At 72.7% G+C, this 23112-nt stretch carries 20 protein-coding genes and 1 riboswitch; of the genes, 14 read left to right on the top strand and 6 right to left on the bottom strand.

Going from position 1 to position 23112, the window contains the following annotated elements; all coding sequences use genetic code 11:
- Positions 1–68: 68 nt before the first annotated feature.
- From D458_RS0107225 to D458_RS0107215, 3 genes are all read left to right on the top strand, one after another.
- Complete coding sequence (locus D458_RS0107225) at positions 69–2000, top strand: sugar phosphate isomerase/epimerase and 4-hydroxyphenylpyruvate domain-containing protein (RefSeq protein ID WP_017586058.1); 1932 nt, start codon at positions 69–71, stop codon at positions 1998–2000.
- Complete coding sequence (locus D458_RS0107220; protein ID WP_017586057.1) at positions 1997–2908, top strand: shikimate dehydrogenase; 912 nt, start codon at positions 1997–1999, stop codon at positions 2906–2908. Before D458_RS0107225 ends, D458_RS0107220 begins: the two co-directional genes overlap by 4 nt.
- A gap of 119 nt (positions 2909–3027) precedes the next feature.
- Complete coding sequence (locus D458_RS0107215; protein WP_017586056.1) at positions 3028–4455, top strand: acyl-CoA synthetase; 1428 nt, start codon at positions 3028–3030, stop codon at positions 4453–4455.
- 12 nt (positions 4456–4467) lie between these two features.
- Here the strand turns inward: D458_RS0107215 and D458_RS0107210 are convergent, their stop codons facing one another.
- The 3 genes from D458_RS0107210 to D458_RS33130 all read right to left on the bottom strand — a co-directional run bounded on the left by D458_RS0107210 (position 4468) and on the right by D458_RS33130 (position 7170).
- A complete protein-coding gene (locus D458_RS0107210; RefSeq protein ID WP_017586055.1) occupies positions 4468–5322 on the bottom strand; it encodes a transporter substrate-binding domain-containing protein in 855 nt (284 codons plus the stop codon).
- Positions 5323–5385: 63 nt separating this feature from the next.
- A complete protein-coding gene (locus tag D458_RS0107205; RefSeq protein ID WP_152521073.1) occupies positions 5386–5982 on the bottom strand; it encodes a hypothetical protein in 597 nt (198 codons plus the stop codon).
- A gap of 348 nt (positions 5983–6330) precedes the next feature.
- On the bottom strand, positions 6331–7170 hold the full coding sequence (locus D458_RS33130; RefSeq protein WP_152521072.1) for an arylamine N-acetyltransferase family protein: 840 nt from the start codon (positions 7168–7170) through the stop codon (positions 6331–6333).
- Positions 7171–7248: 78 nt separating this feature from the next.
- On the opposite strand from D458_RS33130, the gene D458_RS0107195 reads away from it, so the two are divergent.
- Entirely contained in the window at positions 7249–7896 is a 648-nt protein-coding gene (locus D458_RS0107195) for a TetR/AcrR family transcriptional regulator (protein WP_026119075.1), read from the top strand.
- A gap of 15 nt (positions 7897–7911) precedes the next feature.
- Here the strand turns inward: D458_RS0107195 and D458_RS0107190 are convergent, their stop codons facing one another.
- The gene (locus D458_RS0107190) at positions 7912–8967 is read right to left on the bottom strand and encodes a S41 family peptidase (protein WP_026119074.1); all 1056 of its coding nucleotides are present in this window, start codon (positions 8965–8967) and stop codon (positions 7912–7914) included.
- A 232-nt stretch (positions 8968–9199) separates the two neighbouring features.
- Positions 9200–9381, top strand: a riboswitch (cobalamin riboswitch).
- 25 nt (positions 9382–9406) lie between these two features.
- Here D458_RS0107190 and D458_RS0107185 point away from each other — a divergent pair.
- From D458_RS0107185 to D458_RS0107175, 3 genes are read left to right on the top strand one after another with little or no spacing between them, the layout of a single operon-like run.
- Positions 9407–10453, top strand: a complete 1047-nt coding sequence (locus tag D458_RS0107185) for an ABC transporter substrate-binding protein (RefSeq protein ID WP_017586050.1) — start codon at positions 9407–9409, stop codon at positions 10451–10453.
- Positions 10454–10461: 8 nt separating this feature from the next.
- The gene (locus D458_RS0107180; protein WP_026119073.1) at positions 10462–11553 is read left to right on the top strand and encodes a FecCD family ABC transporter permease; all 1092 of its coding nucleotides are present in this window, start codon (positions 10462–10464) and stop codon (positions 11551–11553) included.
- Entirely contained in the window at positions 11550–12611 is a 1062-nt protein-coding gene (locus tag D458_RS0107175) for a FecCD family ABC transporter permease (RefSeq protein ID WP_040702234.1), read from the top strand. Before D458_RS0107180 ends, D458_RS0107175 begins: the two co-directional genes overlap by 4 nt.
- 157 nt (positions 12612–12768) lie before the next feature.
- Here the strand turns inward: D458_RS0107175 and D458_RS0107170 are convergent, their stop codons facing one another.
- Complete coding sequence (locus D458_RS0107170; RefSeq protein ID WP_017586047.1) at positions 12769–14697, bottom strand: heavy metal translocating P-type ATPase; 1929 nt, start codon at positions 14695–14697, stop codon at positions 12769–12771.
- Positions 14694–15089 carry an ArsR/SmtB family transcription factor gene (locus D458_RS36035; protein ID WP_051049615.1) on the bottom strand — a complete coding sequence of 132 codons (396 nt, stop codon included), beginning with the start codon at positions 15087–15089 and terminating at the stop codon, positions 14694–14696. The genes D458_RS0107170 and D458_RS36035 overlap by 4 nt, the downstream gene beginning before the upstream one ends.
- 285 nt (positions 15090–15374) lie before the next feature.
- Here D458_RS36035 and D458_RS0107160 point away from each other — a divergent pair, with 285 nt between their 5' ends.
- From D458_RS0107160 to D458_RS0107130, 7 genes are all read left to right on the top strand, one after another.
- Positions 15375–16631, top strand: a complete 1257-nt coding sequence (locus D458_RS0107160) for an MFS transporter (protein ID WP_026119072.1) — start codon at positions 15375–15377, stop codon at positions 16629–16631.
- Between the two features lie 147 nt (positions 16632–16778).
- The gene (locus D458_RS34780) at positions 16779–17531 is read left to right on the top strand and encodes a methyltransferase domain-containing protein (protein WP_017586043.1); all 753 of its coding nucleotides are present in this window, start codon (positions 16779–16781) and stop codon (positions 17529–17531) included.
- Positions 17532–17684: 153 nt separating this feature from the next.
- A complete protein-coding gene (locus tag D458_RS0107150; protein ID WP_017586042.1) occupies positions 17685–18512 on the top strand; it encodes a class I SAM-dependent methyltransferase in 828 nt (275 codons plus the stop codon).
- A gap of 308 nt (positions 18513–18820) precedes the next feature.
- Positions 18821–19723: a glycoside hydrolase family 16 protein gene (locus D458_RS0107145; protein ID WP_026119071.1), complete on the top strand. Its 903-nt coding sequence runs from the start codon at positions 18821–18823 to the stop codon at positions 19721–19723.
- A 189-nt stretch (positions 19724–19912) separates the two neighbouring features.
- Positions 19913–20197, top strand: a complete 285-nt coding sequence (locus D458_RS0107140; protein WP_017586039.1) for a hypothetical protein — start codon at positions 19913–19915, stop codon at positions 20195–20197.
- Positions 20194–20931, top strand: coding sequence for a DUF4097 family beta strand repeat-containing protein (locus D458_RS0107135; RefSeq protein WP_017586038.1), 738 nt, complete (start codon positions 20194–20196; stop codon positions 20929–20931). Before D458_RS0107140 ends, D458_RS0107135 begins: the two co-directional genes overlap by 4 nt.
- Before the next feature lie 265 nt (positions 20932–21196).
- Positions 21197–21637, top strand: a complete 441-nt coding sequence (locus tag D458_RS0107130; RefSeq protein WP_017586037.1) for a hypothetical protein — start codon at positions 21197–21199, stop codon at positions 21635–21637.
- Positions 21638–23112: the final 1475 nt, after the last annotated feature.

Here is a 23112-nt window from a genome sequence, read left to right as displayed (position 1 = left end):
CCCTTCGGCGCCAGAACGGGCCGCCCGCGCACCGGGCCGCCCACGAACAGAACCGGAGTCTGAACGACATGCGGCGATCCATCGCCACGGTTTCCCTCAGCGGAACCCTGGAAGAGAAACTGAGCGCGGCCGCCGAGGTCGGCTTCGACGGCGTGGAGATCTTCGAGAACGACCTCATCGCCTCGCCCCTGGCCCCGCGCGAGATCCGCGCCCTGGCCGGGGAGCTCGGGCTCACCATCGACCTCTACCAGCCCTTCCGGGACTTCGAGGGGGTGGACGACACCCGCCTGGCGGCCAACCTGCGCCGCGCCGAGGCCAAGTTCGCACTCATGGTCGAGCTCGGGGTGGACACCCTCCTGGTCTGCTCCAACGCCACACCCTCCGCGATCGGCGACGACGCCCGGTCCGCCACCCAGCTGCGCGCCCTGGCCGAGACCGCCGAACCCTACGGTGTGCGCGTCGCCTACGAGGCTCTGGCGTGGGGCAGCCACGTCTCGACCTACGGGCACTCGTGGCGCATCGTCGAGGCGGCCGACCACCCCTCCCTGGGCGTGTGCCTGGACAGCTTCCACATCCTGTCCCGGGATGACGACCCCGCGGGCATCCGGGACATCCCGGCGGAGAAGATCTTCTTCCTCCAGCTGGCCGACGCCCCTCGGATGGACATGAACGTCCTGCAGTGGAGCCGCCACCACCGCTGCTTCCCCGGGCAGGGGGGCTTCGACCTGACCGCCTTCACCGACCACGTGATCGCGGCGGGCTACCGGGGCCCGCTGTCCCTGGAGGTGTTCAACGACGTCTTCCGCGCCTCCGACCCCGACCGGACCGCGGCGGACGCGCTGCGGTCGCTGTCCGCGCTGGAGGACGCGGTGGCACGGACGCGTGAGGCCCCCGAACAGGGCGGCGGGGCCGCTTCCCCGGATGCCGGGAACGCTTCCGTGCGCCTGAAGCGGCTGCCGGACCTCGTACCCGCCGAAGGGCTCGGATTCGTGGAGGTCGCCGCCGACGACCCCGCCTCGGCGCGCACCCGCGCCGTGCTGTCCGCCCTGGGGTTCGCGCACACCCGCGACCACCGCTCCAAGCCGGTGGAGCTGTGGGAGCACGGGCGTACCCGGATTCTGCTCAACTCCGCCGACCCCCGGCTCGGTCACACCTGGAGCGGCGACGCCGCCGTGACCGCGCTGGGCGTGGACGTGGCCGACCCCGAACAGGTGGCGGCCCGGGCCGAACGCCTGTCGGCCCCCGCGCTGTCCCGCCGCCGCGATCCCTCGGAGGCGCGGCTGCGAGCCGTGGCCGCCCCCGACGGCACCGCCGTGTTCCTGTGCCCGCCCGGATCCGCCGGGGGCGCGGACTGGACGGAGGACTTCTCCGCGCCGGCGGTGGACCACCGGCGCGAGGGGGCGCCGACCCCGATCACGGGGATCGACCACATCGGGCTGCACCAGCCGTTCGACCACTTCGACGAGGCGTCCCTGTTCTACCAGGCCCTGTTCGGCCTCTCCCCGTCGGAGAACACGGACCTGGCCTCGCCCGACGGCCTGGTCCGCAGCCGTGTCCTGACCCGGCCGGGCCCGGAGCCGGGGCCGCGGATCGCCCTGAACGTGTCCGTCCTGGGCCGCGGACCGCAGGCCGACGCGGCCGGGGGCGCCCAGCACATCGCTCTGGCCTGTGACGACATCGTCGCGGTCGCCCGTGCGATGGCCGCCGCGGGTGAACCGCCCATCCGCGTCTCCGACAACTACTACGACGACCTGGCCGCCAGGACCGGCCTGTCCCCGGCCCGGTGCGAACTCATGCGCGGTCTGGGCCTCCTGTACGACAGCGACGGCGCGGGCGAGTTCCTCCACCTCTACTCGCCCCTGCTGGACGGCCGACTGTTCTTCGAGGTGGTGCAGCGGATCGACGGGTACGAGGGGTACGGGGCGGTCAACACGCACGTCCGGATGGCCGCGCACCGTGCGGAGCGCCGCGCGGAGCACCGTGCGGAGCGCGGGGCATGACGGGCCGGGCGAGGAACGGCGGAACCGTTCGAGCACCGTCCCCCGCGGAGGACTCCCCCTCCTTCCTGGTGGGGCTGATCGGTTCGGGGATCGGCCCGTCCCTGACCCCGGCCATGCACGAGGCGGAGGCCGCCGAGCTCGGGCACCGCCTGGTCTACCGCAGGATCGACCTCGACACCTGGGACCTGCCGCCGTCGGCCGTGGGAGAACTCGTGCGCTCGGCCCCGCGCTACGGGTTCGACGGCCTGAACATCACCCACCCCTGCAAACAGCTGGTCCTGCCCCACCTGGACGACCTCACCCCCGACGCCGCGGCGCTGGGAGCGGTCAACACCGTCGTGTTCGACGGTGACCGGGCGGTCGGGCACAACACGGACTGGTCGGCGTTCGCCCGGTCCCTCGAACTCGGCCTGCCGACCGCCGGCAGGGAGAGCGTGGTCCTGCTGGGCGCGGGCGGAGCGGGTTCGGCCGTGGCCCACGCGCTCATGACCTCGGGAGTGCGGAACCTGGCGATCGTGGACACCGACACCGGGCGCGCCACCGGTCTCGCCCTCGACCTCGGGGAGCGCTTCCCCGGGCGCCGCTGCCGGGCGGCCTCCCCCGACGAGGTCGGCGGGCTCCTCGCCGACGCGGACGGGCTGGTGAACGCGACGCCGATCGGGATGGCCCACCACCCCGGCCTGCCGGTCGGGGCCGAACACCTGCGCCCGTCCCTGTGGGTGTCCGACGTCGTCTACCGGCCGCTGCGCACCGCGCTGCTCGCCGAGGCCGAGCGGATCGGGTGCCGGACCCTGGACGGCGGCGGCATGGCGGTGTTCCAGGCGGCGCAGGCCTTCGAGCTCATCACGGGGCTGGTCCCGGACCACGACCGCATGATGGCCCGTTTCGCCGCGGTCACCGGGGCCTGACGTCCGGCTTCCCGGAGGGGGAAGGGGCGGGTGGGGCCGCACCCGGTGTCCGGGGGAACGTACGCTCGTGCTGATCGACACCCGGCGCCCTGTGGCCCCACACCCCGGAAAGGAGCCCCGTGCTCCCTCTCGTCAGCGCACCCGGCGGCGGCCCCGCCCTGACCTTCGGCGAACGCACACTCTCCTACGAGGAGCTCTCCGGAGCGGCCTCGCGGTTGGCCGCCGAACTCCCACGGGACGGCCGGGTGGCGGTGTGGGCGACCCCCTCGCTCGAGACCTGCGTGGCGGTGACCGCCGCGACCCTGGCCGGGGTCGCGGTGGTCCCGTTGAACCCGCGCTCCGGGGAGCGGGAACTGCGGCACGTGGTCGACGACAGCTCCCCCGGCCTCCTGCTCCGCGCTCCGGACGCCGAGACACCCGGCTTCCTGGGGCCGCTGCCCCGCCTGGAGGTGGACGCCTCCCCCGCCCCGGGCGCCCCGCCGTTCGTACGCGAGGTGGACGACGAGGAGACCGCCCTGGTCGTCTACACCTCCGGCACCACCGGCCCGCCCAAGGGGGTGCTGCTGTCCCGGCGCGCGGTGGCGGCCAACCTGGACGCCCTCGCCCGGATCTGGGAATGGACCGGCGACGACACCCTGGTGCACGCCCTGCCCCTGTTCCACGTGCACGGCCTGGTCCTGGGCGTGCTCGGTCCGCTGCGCCTGGGCGGCCACCTGGTCCACCTGGGCCGGTTCGACACGGCGGAGCTGACCCGGGCCCTGGCGGCCGGCGCGACCATGCTCTTCGGCGTCCCGACCATGTACCACCGCCTCGCGGAGGCCGTGGACGAGGACCCCGAGCTGGTGAAGGAACTCTCCCGGGCACGCCTGCTCGTCTCCGGTTCGGCCGCCCTGCCGCTGCCCGACCACGAGCGGCTGACCGCGGCCACCGGGCAGCGGGTGGTCGAGCGCTACGGGATGACCGAGACCCTCATGAACACCAGCGTCCGCCCGGGCGACCCGGCGCGGCCCGGCACGGTCGGCACGCCCCTGGACGAGGTGGAGCTGCGCCTGGTCGACGACCACGGCGTACCCCTGCGGGCCGGCGCCGAGGAGATCGGCGAGGTCCAGGTGCGCGGACCCCACCTGTTCAGCGGTTACCTCAACCGGCCCGGGGCCACCGCCGAGGCGATGGCCGACGGGTGGTTCCGCACCGGCGACATGGCCGTGCGGGACACCGAGGGGCGGGTCCGGCTCGTCGGACGCAAGAGCACCGATCTCGTCAAGAGCGGCGGGTACAAGATCGGCACCGGGGAGATCGAGAACACGCTCCTGTCCCACCCGGGCGTCGCCGAGGCGGCGGTCACCGGAGAGCCCGACCCCGACCTGGGCGAGCGCGTCGTCGCCTGGATCGTCCCGGCGGGGCCGGTCCCGCCGACCCTGGAGGAGCTCGCGGACCTGGTCGCCGCGCAGCTGGCCCCGCACAAGCGCCCTCGCCGCCTGCGCGTGGTCGGGGCCCTGCCGCGCAACGACATGGGCAAGGTCCTCAAGCGGGAGCTCCGGGCCTGAGCCGCGCGCCGGTCACAGGTCCGCGTCCTCCCCGAACCAGGGCTCGGTGATCCGGTCGTAGGTGCCGTCGTTGAGGGCCGTGTTCAACCACTGGTCGACGTAGTGCTTGAACACGTCGTCGCCCCGGGGCAGCATGAACGCCTTCTCGAAGTAGTCGAAGGGCTCTTCGGGGTTGACCGCGCACAGCTCCTCGTACTCGTTGGCGACCCAGAGCACCTCGGAGGCGTCGGTGGTCATCACGTCGGCGTTGCCCGCGACGATCTCGTCGAAGATGGTGTTGTTGTCGTGGCGGATGAGCTCGCCGTCCGGGTAGTGCTCCTCGGCGAAGATCTCGTTGGTTCCGCCGCTGGGCACGATGGAGCGCACCCCCGGCTGGTTGATCTGCTCGATCGTCCGGTAGTCGTCGACGTTCTCGCACAGGGTGATCGGGGTCTTGCCGTCCTCCATGAGCGGGGCGGAGAAGTAGGCCAGCCGGGCACGGTCGGTGTTGACCGAGATGCCGCCCACGGCGATGTCGCAGTGAGCGAGGAAGTCGTCCATGAGGTCGTCCCAGCTGGTCTGGGTCCACTCGATCCCCACGTCCAGGTCCTCGGCGAGGTCGCGGGCCATGTCGACGTCGATCCCGGTGAAGCCGTCGCCCTCCGGGTCGAGGTAGGCGGCCTCGTCCGCGTCGGGGTCGAGGTAGGTGAAGGGCCGGTAGTCACCGGTCGTGCACACGTCGAGGGTGCCCCGGTCGAGGATCTCGTCGAGCCTGCTCGCCTCCCCGAGCTCGGGGCCCGGCTCCTCTCCGGTGTCCGGCGCCGAGCAGCCGGCGGCGAGGAGCACGGTCAACGAGGCGGCGAGGGCGGTACGCGACTTGGCTGGCATGACTGGCACGTGCGGGTTCCCAGCTTCTGTTCGGTGGAGTGATCCGGGTCATGTTAGTCACCGCTACGGCGGGGCGATCCGGCCGGGCTCCTCACCCCGTTCGTACTGCTGGCGGAGCATGTCCTGGTCCACCGGGCTCATCTGCTCGTAGCCCGGGTGCTGCTGGACCCGGCGGTCCAGTTCGCTTTCCTGGGCCATCCACGTGGCTCCCCAGGAGACCGTTGCCGCCAGGGCCACGGATCCGACCATGATCAGGGCCATCGCGCCGATCGGGTACGAGTCCAGGTGGAGCCGGACGAGGATCAGCCCGAACGCCGCGGTCAGGGTGTGGACGGAGGCCCAGGCCGCGGCCGCCAAGCCGGAGTCCTCCCACCTCAGAACGCCCGCGCTCTGCGCGTGGAACACACCCAGCAGCGAGGCCGACAGCAACAGCACGGTCGCCGGCGTGGGGTTCGGGAACCCGGTGGACCTCAGGTGGCGGCGGAGAAGCAAGGACACCGGTCCGAACACCAGGATCAGTGGGATTCCGAAGAGCAGCGGAAAGAACACCTGGTCGACGAGGAACATGAGCGCCAGGAGCGCACCGAACCCGACGATCAGCTTCCCCACGTAGACCAGGAGGACCGGGTAGAGGAGCGCCTGGAGAACGATCGCCACCACGGCGGATCGGGGGACGGGTGGTACCCCCTCGGCGGAGTTCTCCTCCGGGGGAGGGCGGTCACTGGGGCCGGAGGGCGGGGAGGACAAAATCGCTGCTCCGATCTGGTGGGGGCCAGTTCGAGGTCCGGTCAGCGGGGGCCTGCCCCATCGGGCCGGCTCCCGGCTTCCTCCGACTCCAGCACCGGGCGGTCACGGACCGGTGACCCGGGCCGCTCGTTTCCGTCAATTCCGGAACAGCGGGGGGCGCACATCCGGTAGACGCCCGGTCCGGCGTGCCGGCCTTGCTTCCCTTCACCCGCGCGGGTCCGCGCTGGACCCCGGGACCGAACGACGGGCTGTCAGCGAAGTTCAGCCGCGCTCGGCCTCCCGTGCGGCACGCGATCGCCACAGGTCGTGCTGGCTCCCGGCGGCCTCCCAGAGCCGCTCCACCGCACCGGGGCCGAGATCTCCGAGCGCGATGAGGAAGGTGTCCCGCAGGATGGCGGCGAAGTCGTCGGAGTTCGCGATCTGCGATGGGGCGCTGTCGCTGCCGAGCACGCGGACCGTGCGCGAGAGCAGGAGGTGGGTGTGCCGGGATACGGGCCGCGCCGCCATCAGTGTGGTGACGTATGCGGACTCCGGGGACGAGGAGAGCCGGTCCGAGTGTTCGGCGAAGTCCGTGATCTCGCGCGGCTCCAGCCGGAAATCGTAGGAGGCGATCGTCGCGCCGGGACGGTGGTGGAAGCGCCAGGTGTCCGGATCGAGCCGCTCGAGGCGGTATTCCTGGTCGCTCTGGACATGGGGCCCCTCGCGCAGAGGCAGCGGTTCCAGGAAGCCGTCACCGATCCCGGCGTCCGCGAGCCACCGCTCGTCGCCGACATCGACCAGCAGCGCGCAGTGGTTCCCCCACATGGCCTCACCGCGCGACTCCCGCAGAACCGCGCCCTCGACCACCGTCACCCTGAACCCGGCCGCCCGCAGCAGCATGGCGAGGGCGGCGTTCTGTTCGTAGCAGTAGCCGCCGCGCCCGCGCCGGACGAACTTGTCGAAGACCGCCTCCCCGTCGAGCCTGATCGGCCGACCGAGCTGGATGTCGAGGTTCTCGTACGGGACCGCTCGGCGCCACGCCCGGTGGAGCGCCTTCAGCGTGTCCGCGTGCACGGACAGAGCACCGTGGTAGTCGATCCGCGTCAGCATCTCGTCCAACATGACCACACCCCCAATCGATAGACATCCCTCCACTTATGGACAATATACAGTAGAGATCCCTCCGGATACAGTGGGATCATGACAACGAAGCAACCACAGCGCGGTATGCGGGCCGATGCCCGCCTCAACCGTCGGCGCATCGTCGAGGCAGCACGTGACCTCATCGCCGAACGGGGAGCCGAGGTCCCCACCGAGGAGGTGGCCCGCCGCGCCGGCGTCGGGGTCGGCACGGTCTACCGCCACTTCCCCGACCGGTCCGCGCTCATCCGCGGCGTGGCGCTCGACAGTTTCGAGCGGGTGGTGGAGATCGCCCGGGCCGCCGAGGACGAGGAGGCCGACGCCTGGAGCGGGCTGTCCCGGTTCGTCCGCCGGGCCGCCACCGAGCTGCGGCTCGCGACCTGGCTCTCGATCTGGTTCGCCGGCACCTGGGCCGAGCTCAGGGAGGACCCCGAGAACCAGCGGCTGCGCCGTGTCCTGATGCGCGTCCTCGACCGGATCGTGCGCAGGGCGCAGGAGGAGGGTGACCTGCGCCCCGACATCGACGCGGCCGATCTCGTCATGGTGCTCGCCGCACTGCTGCGGCCCGTCCCGGGGCTGCCCGTCGAGCTGGCACGACAGAGCACGGACCGGCACCTCGTCCTCATGCTCGACGGTCTGCGCGCGGGTGCCCGGAACTCGGGGCTGCCCGAGCAGGGCGTCACGTTGTCCGAGTTCCTGGAGCCCTGAGTCCCGGGCGGCGGCTCACCCGCAGTCCGCGTCGGCGAGCCACTGGCGGGCGTCGTCCTCGGCCGCGTCGGTGGGATGGTCGGGCCGGATCGGCTTTTCGTCGAGGTTCACGCCGTCGCGGTCGACGTAGACGCTGTTGGTGAGGACCAGCTCGGCGCCGTCGTAGAGGGTGTGCACGGTGTTTCCCGAGGTGTACCCGGCGCTGTCGGATCCGAAGGACTCCACCGGATCCAGCCCTCGGAACGCGGTGAGGACCGCCTCGCCGCTCGAAGCGGTCCGTTCGCTCTGGAGCAGGGCGATCGGCTGGTCGGTGACCTTGGGCGCCTCCTCGACACTGATGATGCTGTTGCCGTTCATGCCGACCCCGTCGTCCTGGACGGTCACGTCCATCTCCGCGCCGAAGGCCGTCCGGAAGTGCATCGCGGTCCCGTTCGGCAGCAGCGGGGAGAGCCCCGACAGCATCGGGTACATGTTGCCGCCGGTGTTGTCGCGCAGGTCGATGACCCACCCGCACACGTCCGGAGCCGCTGCGGCGACGTCCGCGGCGGCCACGTCGGCGTAGCGCTGCTGGAGCTCCTCGGAGACGCTGCCGATCTCGGGTACCACGACGGTCGCGACCGAGCCGTCCACGGTGACCGCCGGAGCCCGGAAACCGGTGGCCGCGGAGTCGGCCGAGTCGACGGCCTCGTCCGGGGTCAGGAAGAACGAGTGGTTCCCACCCGCGACGTCCGCGGCCTCGGCCAGGACGCCGTGGAGGTCGGCGTAGCCTTCGGCGCCGTCAGCGGCCTCCAGCACCCGTTCCCGTGCGTCCCGCCACTCCGTTCCGTCCGCGTGGTAGCCCTGCTCCATCAGGTCGAGTGCCACGTCCGCGTACCTCTGCGGTGAGGGCGGGAACAGGTGGAAGCCGAAGTACGGACCGTACGTGTGGACCAGCCAGCCCCCGCTTCCGCCCAGCAGGAGCACCACGGCCGCGGTGATCACCAGGACCCGTCGCCACAGCCTCCTCCGCGGCCTGGCCGGGCTTTCCTCACGAACGGGATCGGGCGCTCCACCATCATTGATCGTCTTCACCGGGGCAGCGTAACGAGGCGCTTTCGAGCGCCGACACCCTCCAAAGTCATGGCCTTTCATGCCCGGCCCCCATCCAAAGTCATACGCCGCACGCGGTCGGGGGCGCGGGCCACGTGCGCCGTCCGCGGTCGGCGCGCGGGCACCGCCCGCCCTACCGCCGGGCTTCGGGGGAGCGGACAGCACCGGACGGGAAACCATGTACTACCGTGATCCGTTGATTACCGACACAAGTTCATTTCGTCGACGTCGCAGTGCACGGGAAGCCGGTGGAAATCCGGCGCGGTCCTCGCCACTGTGACCGGAGGGCGCCTCCCCGACACCACCGGACCCGCACGGGTCCGGGAAGGGGGGAGGTCGCGGGGCGCACAGCCCGACTCCGGGAGCCAGGAGACCGGCTGCGACCGTCCGCGTCATCAAACCACGAAGGATGGTTTGTTCGATGAAGCCCACCAACGCACGGGCGGCCCTGAGCCGTGCCCGTTCCGCCGCCGCCCTCGCCCTGCTGCTGGCACTGACCGCCTGCGGTGGAACCCCCTCCTCCCCCACTCCCGAAGCAGCCGGGGACACGGTCCGCAACTGCGACGTCGACGTGGCCGTGGCGGGCCCGCCGGAACGGGTGTTCGCCGCCTACCAGCCCGCCATCGAGACCGCCCACGCGCTGGGCATCAGCGACCGGCTGGTCGGGACGGCGTTCCTGGACGCCCAGGTCATGGACGCCTACACCGGTGCCCAGGCCGACCAGGAGTACTACCCGAACCTGCCCAGCCGCGAGGAACTGCTCAGCCACGAACCCGACTTCGTGTTCTCCGGGTTCAACGACGCGTTCACCGACGAGAGCTTCGGCACCCGGGCCTCCCTGCGCGAGCTGGGCGCCGAGAGCTGGATCCTGTCCCCGCTGTGCCCGAGCGAGGACGGCCGCACCGACGAGACCATCGATCCCGCGACGGTGACGATGGACAGCGTCTACGCCGACCTGCGGGACCTGGGCGCGGTGTTCGGCACCGAGGAACGGGCCGAACAGGTCATCGCCGACATGGAGGCCACCGTCGAGGGGGTCACCCAGACCCTGGACGGCCGGGTGGCGCCGGAGGACCGGCCCACCGTGATGATCGGCCGGCCCAGCGACGAAGGGTTCCGGGTCGCGGGCGGGCCGGACTTCTCCACCGAGATCATCGACCTGGCCGGCGGGGTCAACGCCTTCGCCGACCTCGACAGCAGGCGCAACCACACCGTGGCCACCGAGGACGTGATCGAGCGCGACCCCGACTTCATCCTGGTCGACGTGTGCTGCGACGCGCAGATGACCTCCGCCGACGCCGCCGACCAGATCGGGCAGATCATGGACGATCCCGCACTGGCCAACCTGACCGCGGTCACCGCGGGCCAGGTGGAGGGCTTCACCTTCGCCGACCGCTCCGCGGGCGTGCGCAGCGCAGCCGCGGTGGCGACGGTCGCCGGGATCATCCACTCCGACCTGTTCGAGTAGGCCGGCCGATGGCTCACCACGTGGCCGAAAGGCCCGCCTCCCCCGGCCCCGCCGTGCCAGGGGGGCGGACACGGCCCCGGGCCGGCGGCACCGGGCTGCTCAGCGGACCCGGAGCACGCGGCACCGGGCTGGCCGCGGCAGTGGCCGTGCTCGTCGCGCTCGCGCTGGCCTCCGTACTCATCGGCTACCAGACGCTGTCCGCGGCCGACGTGTACGCCGCCTACGCGGCTTTCACCGGTTCCGACACCGATCTGGTCGTTCGGCACCTGCGGGTACCGCGCACCCTCGCCGGGCTGGCCGTGGGAGCGGCGCTGGGCGTGTCCGGAGTCCTGGTGCAGGGCGTGACCCGCAACCCCCTCGGGGACCCGGGGATCCTCGGCATCAACGCGGGCGCCGCTCTGGCGGCTGTCGTCGCGATCAGCGTGCTCGGGGTGTCGACGCTGCTGGGCTACGTCGGGTTCGCCTTCCTGGGCGCGGCCGTGGCCGCCTGCGCGGTGTACGCCGTGGGTTCGCTGGGCCCGGACGGGGCCGGCCCGGTCAGGCTCGCGCTCGCCGGTGCCGCGATCACGGCCCTGCTGGGTTCGCTGACATCGGCGATCGTGCTGCGTGACCGGGCGAGCCTGGACGAGTACCGGTTCTGGATCGTGGGGTCCCTGGCCGGCGCCGACACCTCGGCGCTGTTGCAGGCGCTGCCGTTCCTGGGGGCCGGGCTGCTGCTGGCCGCGGCGCTGGCGCGTCCGTTGAACGCGGTGGCGCTCGGCGACGAGCTCGCCCGGTCGTTGGGGACGCGGCTGTGGCTGGTTCGCGGGGCGAGCGCGCTGGCAGTGGTGTTGCTGGCGGGGGCCGCTACGGCGGCGGCCGGTCCGATCGGCTTCGTCGGCGTCGCCGTGCCGCACATCGCACGTGCCCTCGTGGGCCCCGACTACCGCTGGGTGCTGCCCTGGTCGGCGGTGCTGGCGCCCGCCTTGCTGCTGGCCGCCGACATCGTGGGCCGTGTGGTGGTCCGCCCGGAGGAACTCCAGGTCGGTATCGTCACCGCGTTCGTCGGGGCGCCGTTCTTCATCCTCCTGGTGCGACGGCGAAGGACGGCGGGCCTGTGAGGGGCTCTTCCGGGGTGCTGCCCCCGGGCACGGGGGTCGTCCGCGCCGGCGGCCTCTCGGTGCGGGTCCACTGGCCCGAGGCCGCGCTCGGCGCCCTCCTCGGCGCTCTGGCCGTGTTCATGGCCCTGGTCTCACTGGCCGCGGGTGATTTCGCGATGGGCCCGGAGGAGGTGGTGGGAGCCTTCACCGGACACGGAAGCGTGATGGCCACGCACGTGATCGTGGAGATGCGGCTGCCCCGTGCTCTCACCGGGCTGGGGGTGGGTGCGGCCCTGGCCCTCTCGGGGGCGCTGCTGCAGAGGTTGGCGGGCAACCCGCTGGTCAGTCCGGACATCGTCGGGATCAACGCCGGTGCGACGTCCGGGGCGGTACTGGCCATCGTCGTCTTCGGCGGTACGGCGCTGTCGATCGCGGCCAGCGCGCTGGGCGGGGCCGTGGCCACCGCCCTGCTGCTGTACCTGCTGGCCTACCGGCGCGGGGTCAGCGGTCAGCGGCTGGTGCTGGTGGGGATCGCGCTCACCGCGATGCTGGGCGCGGCGACCTCGTACCTGCTGACCCGGGCGGAACTGACCACGGCGCAGCGGGCCATGCTCTGGATCACCGGAAGCCTGGCGAACCGGGAGTGGGCGCACGCGGTGACGGTCGGGGCGGCGCTCGCCGTCCTGATGCCGGTCGCGCTCGCGCTGGGCCGGTCCCTGTCCCTGCTCCAGCTCGGGGAGGACACCGCGACCGCCCTGGGCGGCAGGGTGCAGCCGGCCCGGGCCGCGCTGCTGCTCACCGCGACCGCGCTCGCGGCCATGGCCACCGCCGTCGCCGGTCCGGTGGCGTTCGTGGCGCTGGTGGCCCCGCAGATCACGCGGCGGATACTGCGCGAGCGCTCCGCCGGGCTGTGGCCCGCCGCGGCGTGCGGTGGGCTGTTGGTGGTCTGCGCGGACCTGATCGCGCGTACGGCCTTCGGTGGAAGCGAGCTGCCGGTCGGGGTGGTCACCGGGATCATGGGCGCCCCCTACCTGCTCTACCTGCTGGCGCGCGGCAGCAGGGTGGGCCGGAGCGGGTAGGCGGACGCGGCCCGGCCGCAGGCCCGGGTTCGGGTCGGTATTCGGGTTCGGGTCCGGGTCGGAGTCCGGCACGGTCTCCTCGGTCCGGGCCCGACACCGTGGGGCGGGGCAGCGGGTGCGGCCCCGCCCCACGGCCGGTACCGGCACGTCGGCGGAATCACCGTGTCCAGGCGCGTTCGCGCAGCAACCGGATGCCGTTGAGGGCGACGATGACGGTGGACCCCTCGTGTCCGGCCACCGCGAGCGCCAACGGCAGGGTGGCCACCAGGTCCCAGGTCACCAGCACCACGATGAAGGTGCCCGCGACGCACAGGTTGGCGATCACGAAGCGGCGCGCCCGACGGGACAGGGCGACCAGACGGGGCAGGGTCGTCAGGTCGTCGCGCACCACGATGGCGTCGGCGGTGTCCAGGGCCAGGTCCGAGCCGCGCCTGCCCATGGCGACACCCGTGGTGGCCGCGGCCATCGCGGGGGCGTCGTTGACCCCGTCGCCCACCAGCAGCACCTGGGAGCCCGCCTCCTCCCGCTCCTTGACCAGGGCGGCCTTGTCCTGGGGCAGCAGCCCCGCGTGCACGCGGCCGACGCCGACGGCCCTCGCCACCTGATCGGCGGTGGCGGCGTTGTCCCCGGTGAGCAGGTGTACCGGTTGGCTGGTGAGCGCGTCCATCTCCTCGACCGTGCGAGCGGCCTCCGGCCGCAGGGTGTCGGTCAGGCTGATCCGTCCCCGTACCCGACCGTCCACGCTGACCTGGACCCGGGTGCTCGCCGGCCCCTCGGGGTCGACGGGGGCGCGCTCCACCCGGACCCGCGCCCCGTCCACGGTCGCGCTCACCCCGATGCCCGGCAGGGACTCGAAGTCCTCCACCGAGGCCGCCGGTGCCGCGCCGTGCCGGTCGGCGTGGGCGCGGATGGCGCGGGCCAGCGGGTGCTCGCTGTCGCGTTCGGCGGCAGCGGCCGCGGTCAGGACCTCGTGTGCGGTGTGTCCCGGTTCGGGCACCACCTCGGCGACCTCGGGCTCGCCCCGGGTGAGGGTGCCGGTCTTGTCGAAGGCCACCAGGTCGGTGCGCCCGATCTGTTCCATGACGGTGGCGGACTTGACGAGCACTCCGTGGCGTCCGGCGTTGGCGATGGAGGCCAGCAGGGGCGGCATGGTGGACAGCACCACCGCGCACGGGGAGGCGACGATCATGAACACGATCGCTCGCAGCAGGGCCGCCTCGAAGTCATGGCCCAGGAACAGCAGCGGGACGCCGAGCACGAGCAGGGTGCCCACGACGACCAGCACGGAGTAGCGCTGTTCGATCTTCTCGATGAACAGCTGGGTCCGGGCCTTGGTGGCCGAGGCCTCCTCGACGAGGGTGACGATCCGGGCGATCACCGACTCCGCCGCCGGGCGGTCCACCCGCACCCTGAGGGCTCCGGTGCCGTTGACGGTGCCGGAGAGGACCTCCTCGCCCGCGCCGCGGGGCACCGGGACCGATTCCCCGGTGACGGCCTGCTGGTCGACCTCGCTCAGGCCGTGGACGACGGTGCCGTCGGCGCCCACGCGCTCGCCGGGGCGGACCAGGATGGTGTCGCCGACCCGCAGCTCTGAGGTCTCCACGACCTCCTCTTGCTCCTCCTGCCGAGCGCCCGGGGCGGTGTTCAGCCGCACGGCGCGTTCGGGTGCCAGGTCGAGCAGGGCGCTGACCGAGTCGGCGGTGCGCTGGGTGACCACGGCCTCCAGCGCTCCGGAGGTGGCGAAGATGACGATGAGCAGGGCTCCGTCGAAGACCTGGCCGATGGAGGCCGCGGCGACGGCGGCCACGATCATCAGCAGGTCCACGTCCAGGGTGCGCTCCCTCAGGGCGCGCAGCCCGGACAGGGCGGAGTCCCAGCCCCCGGTGGCGTAGCAGGCCAGGTACAGGGTCCACCACACCCAGGCCGGGGCGCCCAGGAGCTGGGCGGCCCAGCCGGCCAGGAACAGGACCAGTGCGGCGGCGGCCCAGCGCACCTCGGCGAGGCGGGCTCCGGTGGTGAACAGTGACGGAGTGCGGACCCGGGGGTGTTCTGAGGCGGGGGCGGCCGGGGACGAGGTGACGGTCACGAGCGGCCGTCCGTTCCCTGGTCGTCGCGCCGCGGGGCCGCGATGCGGGCGCGGTGGTGGGCGGGCTCGACCTCCAGGGCGTGCTCGGCCTGGAAGACGGCGTCGGCGACCAGCTTGCGCGCGTGCTCGTTGGCCAGGCTGTAGTACATCCGGTTGCCGTCGCGGCGGCAGGCCACGACCCGCCCGATCCGGAGCTTGGCCAGGTGCTGGGAGACCGAGGGGCCGGGTTTGTCGAGGCGGGCGGCCAGTTCGTTGACCGACAGCTCACCGCCGCGCAGGGCCAGGATGATGCGGACCCGGGTGGCGTCGGCCAGGAGGGAGAGGATCTCCACCGCGTACTCGACGTAGGGGCTGTTCTCGTCGAGACTGCATGGATGCGCATCTGCGTTCATACGCAGACACTATGCCTACGCAGGTCACAAGACAACCTTTCACCCCCGCCACCGGCTCCGGCCCCCCCGGAGCGTCTTCCGACCGGCGGTCACCGCCCGGCGGCAGGCCCTTGCGGTGGGAACACCGTTCAAATTAACATGATAATCGTTTTCACCCCAGTCGCCCGCGGCGCCGATCCCGCCCGGAACCGCGTCCGCCCCGGCGGACGTCCCCCGTGACCGACGCACGGCGCGTGCGGCGGAGCGGGGCGGACGCATCCGCCAGGAACGCGAGGAGGGCACACCATGAGCAGTGCCGACGCACACGGCTCGGACACACGCCAGGTCTCCGTCGTGGTGGCGGTCGTGTTCGTCACCTACCTCGGCCAGATGACGCTCAACCCGATCATCGCCCCGCTGGCACGCGAGGTGGGCCTGGCCGAATGGCAGATCGGGGTCACCATCAGCACTGCCGCGCTCATGCTCGTCCTCACGTCCGCCCTGTGGGGGCGGCGGTCCCAGACCTGGGGCCGCAAACCCGTGCTGGTCGCCTCGATGCTCACCGCGCTGACCGCCATGACCCTGTTCGTGCTCGTCGCCCACCTGGGCATGTCCGGGGTGCTGGCCGGCGGCGCGCTGTTCGCACTGTTCGTGCTCCTGCGCGGCGCGCTGTTCGGCATCGCGATCTCGGCGGCCGTCCCCACCGCGCAGGCCTACGTCGCCGACGTCACCCACGACGAGCGGAGCCGGGTCTCCGGCATGGCGCGCATCGGCGCCGCACAGGGGCTCTCCATGATCGGCGGCTCCCTCATCGGCGGCCTCCTCGCCGGGTTCGGCGTGATGGCCTCCCTGGCCGCGGTCCCCGTTCTCCTGGCCGGAGGCCTCCTCCTCGCAGCGGTGGTGCTCGAGCGCGAGCCCAGGGCGACGCTCATCGAGACGCCCGTCCCGGTCAGGCCGGCCGATCCGCGCGTGTGGCCGTTCCTCGTCGCCGGGTTCGGCATGTTCACCGCACTCGGTTTCATCCAGGTGATCACCGGGTTCATCGCGCAGGACCGGTTCGGCCTCGACGCCTCCGCCACCGGAGTGGTCACCGGCGGGGCCCTGCTGACCGCCGGGGTGGCCATCGTGATCTCCCAGGCCGTGATCGTGCCCCTGTCACGGTGGTCGCCGCCGGCTCTGCTGCGGGTCGGCACCGCGACCGCCGTCGTCGGGTTCGCCGCCCTCGCGGTCGACGCCCGGATCACCGGGTTCGTCCTCGCGATGGCCGTGATCGGCCTCGGTCTCGGAATCGCGATGCCCGGCTACACCGCGGGCCCCACCCTGCTGGTGTCCCGGGAGGAACAGGGCGGCCTGGCCGGACTCCTCAGCGCCAACATCGGACTCACCTTCATCATCGCCCCCACCGCGAGCACCGCTCTGTACAGCCTCTGGCCACCTCTACCCATCCTCACCGGCGGGGCCGTCATGCTCAGCGTCTTCGCGTTCGTCCTGCTGCACCCCCGGCTGCGCCGCGTGCCCGGACAGCCGTCGGCCGAGACGCGGCGGTCGGAGGAACCGCGGTGAACCGGACCGGCTCGGGCGCCGGCGCGGGTGCGACCCGCACCGGGGCGCGGCCCTCACCCGCACACCCCCTTCCTCTCCCACACCCGTGAGGGAACAGCGGCTCCGCCACCGGAGAGCCGTGACCGACCACCGAAGGAACGATCGAACATGGACCCCGCCCAGTTCTGGTCCACCGGCGACTACGCCGTCGTAGGAGACCTGTGGAGCGCCCCCGGCCGCGACCTCGCCGCAGCCCTCCCCGTCCGGGGACGCGACGTCGTCGACCTCGCCACGGGCACCGGCGCGACCGCGATCGCGGCGGCCCGGCACCGGGCGCGCTCCGTGGCGGGCGTCGACGTGGCACCGCCCCTCCTGGAGGTGGCACGGCACCGGGCCGACGCCGCGGGCGTCGACGTCACCTGGCTCGAGGCGGACATGGCCTCCGTCCCCCTGCCGTCGGAATCCGCGGACCTGGTGACGTCGACCTTCGGGATCATCTTCGCCGCCGACCCGCGGGCCGCCCTGTCCGAGGCGCGCCGCCTGACCCGTCCGGGCGGGCGCGTCGTGTTCACGAGCTGGTCCGGCACCGGCCTTTTCGGCCGTATCCGCCAGACCCTGGCGCCCTACTTCCCCGACTCGCCCGAGCCGTGGCACGAGACCCCGGAGGAGATCGGCTCCGTCGCCGGGCCGGGTGCGGAGGTCACCGAGCAGGCCTTCACCATGACCGTGGCCTCACCGGAGGGGTTCGTCGATCTCATGCACCGTCACAGCGCCCCCATCATCCGCGGAGCCCACACCATCGGAGACCGCTGGCCGCAGGCCCGCGCCCGACTCGTCGACGTCGTCCGCGCATCGGGTGAGGAGCACCGCGGCGCGTTCAGGATCCCGGTCGGTTACCTGGTGACCACCCTGACCGTGTGACCGCCTCCGGTCGGCCTCCGGGCGGTTCGGCAGAGGTTCGGCCCCTGCCGTCTCAGACCCTCCGGCAAGGGGCCTCCGGGTACACGCACGGGCGCTCGTGCCGGGCGAAAACCACAGGACCGGACGCCCGCCCCTCTGGTAGCTTGCAGCGCCATGAGCACACCCACCCCGCCTGACTGGCGCTCGGCCAACCGGGCCCTCTGGGACGAGCGCGTCCCCCTGCACGTGGCCGGCGACTTCTACGACCTGGAGGGGTTCCGGGCCGGGGCGGAGGCACTGCGGGACTTCGAGCTCGCCGAGGTCGGCGACGTCACCGGAAAGACCCTGCTGCACCTCCAGTGCCACATCGGGACGGACACGATGTCGTGGGCGCGGCACGGAGCGGCGCGCGTGGTCGGCCTGGACTTCTCCGGACCGGCCGTGCGGGCGGCCCGGGAACTCGCCGCCGAGATCGGCCTCTCCCCCGAACGGGCCGACTTCGTCGAGGCCGACATGTACGACGCCCCCGCGGCGGTACCGGACGAGGCGTACGACATCGTCTACACCGGTGTCGGCGCGCTGTGCTGGCTGCCCGACATCGAGCGCTGGGCGCGGACCGCGGCGTCACTGCTGGCCCCGGGCGGGTTCCTGTACCTCGCCGAGTTCCACCCGCTCACCGACGTCCTCGACGACGAGACCGGCACCCGGGTCGTGCGCGACTACTTCGCGCGAGGGGCCCAGGTGGAGGAGGCGCCCGGAACGTACGCGGACCTGGGGGCCCAGACCGTCGACAACCGCAGCGTGGAGTGGCAGCACCCGCTCGGCGATGTGGTCTCCGCGCTCGCCTCGGCCGGGCTGCGGCTGGAGTTCCTCCACGAGCACGACGCCTCGCTCTTCCCGCGGTTCGCGTCCTTCGAGCGGTCGGCCGACGGGTACTACCGCTTCCCGGACACCCACGCCCGCATCCCCCTGATGTACTCGCTGCGTGCGAGCAAGCCGTAGACCAGCCGTCGATCGCGCCGTACGGGCGCGGCCTCCCGGGGCCGTTGGGGCACCACCGCCCCGACGGCCCCGTCCCGCTCCCCTTCACTCCCGTCCCGCCCGGCACTCCGGCACCCGATACCACTTATGGGAGCGTTCCCAAATTCTTCCCGGAAACCCCTTGTTCCGACACGGAGCGCGATCGTACAGTCGCTTAACACTTGTTCAGCAAGGTGCTTTCGGGCCCCTCGGTCCGTGCGCGACCCGCTAGCCCGCGCGTACCCCCGGGGCTCGTCTCCCGCACCCCCGCAACCCCCTGGAGTGCAACGATGAGCAGCCGAACGACCGCGAGCAGGAAGAACGGAAGGAACCGGGGAAACACCTGGACCGCCCGGCGGACCGTGACCGCCACCGTCGGCTTGGGAGCCGCCGCGGCTCTCACGGCCACCGCCCTGACCTGGACCGGAAGTGACGTGACCGACAACAGCGAACTGACCTCCACAGAGACCGCGCAGGCCGCGCTGGTGTGGTCCGACGAGTTCGACGGAGCGGCGGGCGCCGCCCCCGACCCCGCGAACTGGAACCACGAGACCGGCGACCACGGCTGGGGCAACCAGGAACTCCAGAACTACACCGCCGACCGGGAGAACTCCGCCCTGGACGGCGACGGCAACCTCGTCATCACCGCCAGGCAGGAGAGCGACGGCGGCTACACCTCCGCCCGCATGACCACCCAGAACAACGTCCAGCACGCCTTCGGCCGGATCGAGGCCCGGATCAAGGTGCCCACCGGACAGGGCGTCTGGCCCGCCTTCTGGATGCTCGGCGCGGACTTCCCCGACACCCCGTGGCCGGACTCGGGCGAGATCGACATCATGGAGCACATCGGCAGCGAGCCCGGGACCGTCCACGGCACCGTGCACGGCCCCGGATACTCCGGCGGCGGGGGCGTCGGCGCCTCCTACGAGCACCCCGGCGGCGGGGCGTTCCCGGACGACTTCCACGTGTACGCGGTGGACTGGACGCCCGACTCCATCACCTGGTCGGTCGACGACGTCCCCTTCAACACCGTCACCCCCGCCGACGTGAGCGGTGACTGGGTCTTCGACCAGGAGTTCTTCATGATCCTCAACGTCGCCGTGGGCGGGGAGTGGCCCGGGTACCCGGACGGATCCACCCAGTTCCCGCAGGAGATGGTCGTGGACTACGTGCGCGTCTACGACACGGAGTGATCCACGGAGCGGGGTGACGCCGCACCGGACCGCCCCGTAAGAACCCCAGGACTCCCCAACGGGGCCCGCGGCCGTCGCCGCGGGCCCCGTTCCCGTGTGCCCGGAGACCTCTCGCCGTCTCGGCCCTGTCCCCGCTTCCTTTGTGCACCCGTGAGTATCCGATACCGGTGGGAATGCTAGTTTCACGTCATGGACAGCCCGCCGGGCACGACACCGCGCACCCCCCGGGAGGAGGTGCGGCGCGGGCTGCTCACCGCCGCGCGCGTGTTCACCGAACACGGTCACGCCGACAGCCGGCCGGAGGTCGTCACACGCGCCGCGTGTTCCGCCCGGGGTGCCGTCCACTCCGGCTCCGAAGGCCGACAGGACCTCTTCGCCGCCGTGCTCGACGCCCGCTCCGACGAGTTCGACTCCGCCGCGCACGCCACTTCGGCCGGGTTCGCGGCCCACCCCGAGCACGAGGAGTCAGTATGAACCCGCCCTCCACCCGCACCGCTCTCGCCACCGGTGGAGCGCTGCTGGCCCTGGCCCTGCTCTCCGGGTGCGGCCAGAGCTCCGAACCGGACGAGACGGAGGAGAAGACCTACGACGACGTACCGGAGCTGCTCATCGTCGAGGTCGACGACGCCGACCTGGAGATCGTCCCCGACGACACCGAACAGGTCCGGGTCACGCGCACGGAAACGGGCGGCGCGGGCGGGGACTGGGAGCTGACCGGAGAGACCCTCAACCTGGAGACGACCTGCGCCGCGCTCTCCGACTGCCGGGTCCGGTACCAGGTCTTCGTCCCGGCCGACACCGGGCTGGCGGTGCGGACCGACAACGGGGACGTCACCGTGTCCGGGTTCAGCTCCTCTGTCGAGATCGCCTCGGACAACGGCCTCGTCGACGTCTCCGACGTCACCGGCCCCCTCGCCCTGACCTCGGAGAACGGGGACATGAACCTCTCGGGGATCGGCTCGGAGAGCCTGAGCGCGGCCACCGACAACGGCGGCATCGACGCCACCTTCGCCAGGGAGCCGGAGGAGGTGGAGATCAGCACCAACAACGGCGACGCGACGGTCGCGCTGCCCGGCGGCCCCTACGCGGTGTTCGAGACTTCCGAGAACGGCGAGATCGTCAACGACCTCCCGACCGACCCGAACAGCGCCAACACCGTCAACGCCCGCACCGACAACGGGGCCATCACCCTGGCCCCGACCGGCTGACCCGCGCCCGCCGGACCCGGTTCGTCCCGGGCGCTACCTCCCTACGGCCGGGCCGGGCGGAAGGCCCCGCAGGCATGTCCGGGAGAGGGCTCGCCGCCGGACCCGGGAGGTGACACGGCCGGGTCCGGCCACCCCGGCACGGCCGGATGCCATGGGATCGGGCCGGGTGGTGGCTTAGACTCGCGGCGCGTGCCCGTGATCGACCCGAGCGTGCTCCTTCGCCCCCGGAGCTCTGACCGGTAGACCGCCCCCGACGGGAGCCCGCATGTCCGCCACCGATCCCGCACCCGTGCTCGACCTGGCCCTCGGCTGCCTGCCCGCCCTGGTCGGGCTGGTCGGGCTCTGCCTGGTCGGGCGGCTCCCCCGGCCCAGAGGCGCCGCGGTCACCGGCCTGGTCCTGCTCCTGGCCGCGCCGCTGACGGACGTGCTGCTCCACACCGTGCTCGGCCGGTTCCTGGTCGCCGCGGGACCGGCGGACGCCGTCTTCGCCCTGAGCCACCTGAGCGTGCTCCTCCTCGCCGCCGGGCTGCTGTTCCTGGCGGTGGCCGCCACCCGCGGCACGCGGGTGCCGGAGGACCGGCACGCGCCCGGGGACCGGCCCTCGAGCAGGGGCGAAGTCCGTTCCGGTCCTTTCGAGGAGCACCGCGCTCCCGGGTGGCAGCGCGATGACACCCCCGGCCTGCACCGACCGTACGGAGGTGTCTGACCGTGCTGTCCCCACTGCTCTTCACGGTCCTGGCCCTGGCCGCGTCACTGTTCTTCGGGGTCACGGGCGTGCTGGTGCTGGTGCGCTCCGGAAGGGCGCCCCGGGCGCGCGGGCTCCTGCTGGCCGCGGGGGCACTGGTCTGCCTGTACGCGGTCTGGTCCGCGGCCATGCGGATCCTGTGGCTCGTGTACCCACCGGTCCTCGGCGCTCCCGAAGCTGCCGTGCCGGCACGGCCCCCGCTGCACGATCTCACCTACGACGTCCTCCAACCCGCCTGGTACCACACGAACGATCTGCTGGTGCTCGGCGCAGCCGTGCTCCTGCTGGCCGCCCTGCTGCGAGCCCGCACGCCGGACAGGGTGCCCCGGCCGAACCCGGCCGCCCGGCCCCCTTACCCCGCGGGGCCCCACACGGGTCAGCCCCCTCACCCGGCCGATCCCCACGCCGGTCGGCCCCAGGGGGAGCTCGCACACGGGGAGCAGTACCGAGGTCCCCGGCCCCAGGGGCCCGCGCCCCACGGCGGACCGCCCCGGCAGCCGGTCGCGCCCGGGCACGGGCCTTCGGCCGCGCCGCCCCCTCGGACCGGCCCCGCGCGTTCCGGCCCGGACCGGGGCGGGCCGGAGCACTTCGGCACCCCTGGGTCCGGACCGCAGGGCCCACCCGTTCCCCAGACCCGAGCGAACCCACCCGTTCCTCAGGCCTCGTCAGGCCCACCCACATCCCAGGCCCGGCTGAGCCCACCCACATCCCAGGCGCACCAGCGGAACCGGGACCCCCAGGCACCACAGGGTCAGCAGGGGGCACAGGAACAGTCAGGGTCTCAAGGACAACAAAGGCCCCACACGCCGCACACCACGGCCTGGTCCCAGGCCCCCGGAGCACCCTCGGGGGCACCGTCCGGACCGCGCCCGGGTCCGCGGCCCGAGCCCTCACCTGAACGACCTTCCGCACCACCGGCGGGCCCGTTCACCGGGGCGACGGCAGGACCACCGCACGAGCCCTTTCCGGGACCACTGCCCGAACCACCTCCCGGACCTGCGCCGGGGACCCCTGCCGCACCGCTCCACCGGTACGGACCTGCCTGGAGTCCGGCGTCCCGCGCTCCTGGCGAGCCCGCCCCTCCGGAGCTCTCGGATCCCGGCGGGCAACAGCCTCCACCTGCGTCCCAGGGGCAACCCGAGCAGCCACCGCCCCGTCGGCGCCCGGGCCGGCACCGCGCTCCCGAACCCCCGGAGTAGGTGCGGCGGCCTTCGTGCTCCCCCGTGCTTCGGTGGACGGGCAAGGGGGCACCCGGGGAGATCGTCCGCGCTCCACCCCGAAACACGGTCCCACCCGGGCCGAACCCGCGCGTGTGGGAGCTGCCCGTGTGGGAGCTGTTTCGACACCGCGGCGAACGCGTCACCGCGTTCGGAGCAGGCCTCCCCCCGAACGCGGAAGCCATTTGCCCTATGTCCTAGAATCCTCCTCATGTCCGG

Source organism: Nocardiopsis ganjiahuensis DSM 45031 (genome assembly GCF_000341085.1).
Taxonomy (GTDB): domain Bacteria; phylum Actinomycetota; class Actinomycetes; order Streptosporangiales; family Streptosporangiaceae; genus Nocardiopsis; species Nocardiopsis ganjiahuensis.
The sequence above is the reverse complement of the archived record's forward strand: the minus strand, read 5'-3'. Positions and strand labels throughout refer to the sequence as shown.

Bases quoted from the DNA above. Each gene is read 5' to 3' on its own strand.
- D458_RS0107225 (WP_017586058.1), top strand. From the start codon at position 69: ATGCGGCGATCCATCGCCACGGTTTCCCTCAGCGGAACCCTGGAAGAG.
- D458_RS0107220 (WP_017586057.1), top strand. From the start codon at position 1,997: ATGACGGGCCGGGCGAGGAACGGCGGAACCGTTCGAGCACCGTCCCCC.
- D458_RS0107210 (WP_017586055.1), bottom strand. From the start codon at position 5,322: ATGCCAGCCAAGTCGCGTACCGCCCTCGCCGCCTCGTTGACCGTGCTC.
- D458_RS33130 (WP_152521072.1), bottom strand. From the start codon at position 7,170: ATGTTGGACGAGATGCTGACGCGGATCGACTACCACGGTGCTCTGTCC.
- D458_RS0107195 (WP_026119075.1), top strand. From the start codon at position 7,249: ATGACAACGAAGCAACCACAGCGCGGTATGCGGGCCGATGCCCGCCTC.
- D458_RS0107185 (WP_017586050.1), top strand. From the start codon at position 9,407: ATGAAGCCCACCAACGCACGGGCGGCCCTGAGCCGTGCCCGTTCCGCC.
- D458_RS0107180 (WP_026119073.1), top strand. From the start codon at position 10,462: ATGGCTCACCACGTGGCCGAAAGGCCCGCCTCCCCCGGCCCCGCCGTG.
- D458_RS36035 (WP_051049615.1), bottom strand. From the start codon at position 15,089: ATGAACGCAGATGCGCATCCATGCAGTCTCGACGAGAACAGCCCCTAC.
- D458_RS0107160 (WP_026119072.1), top strand. From the start codon at position 15,375: ATGAGCAGTGCCGACGCACACGGCTCGGACACACGCCAGGTCTCCGTC.
- D458_RS34780 (WP_017586043.1), top strand. From the start codon at position 16,779: ATGGACCCCGCCCAGTTCTGGTCCACCGGCGACTACGCCGTCGTAGGA.
- D458_RS0107150 (WP_017586042.1), top strand. From the start codon at position 17,685: ATGAGCACACCCACCCCGCCTGACTGGCGCTCGGCCAACCGGGCCCTC.
- D458_RS0107145 (WP_026119071.1), top strand. From the start codon at position 18,821: ATGAGCAGCCGAACGACCGCGAGCAGGAAGAACGGAAGGAACCGGGGA.
- D458_RS0107140 (WP_017586039.1), top strand. From the start codon at position 19,913: ATGGACAGCCCGCCGGGCACGACACCGCGCACCCCCCGGGAGGAGGTG.
- D458_RS0107135 (WP_017586038.1), top strand. From the start codon at position 20,194: ATGAACCCGCCCTCCACCCGCACCGCTCTCGCCACCGGTGGAGCGCTG.
- D458_RS0107130 (WP_017586037.1), top strand. From the start codon at position 21,197: ATGTCCGCCACCGATCCCGCACCCGTGCTCGACCTGGCCCTCGGCTGC.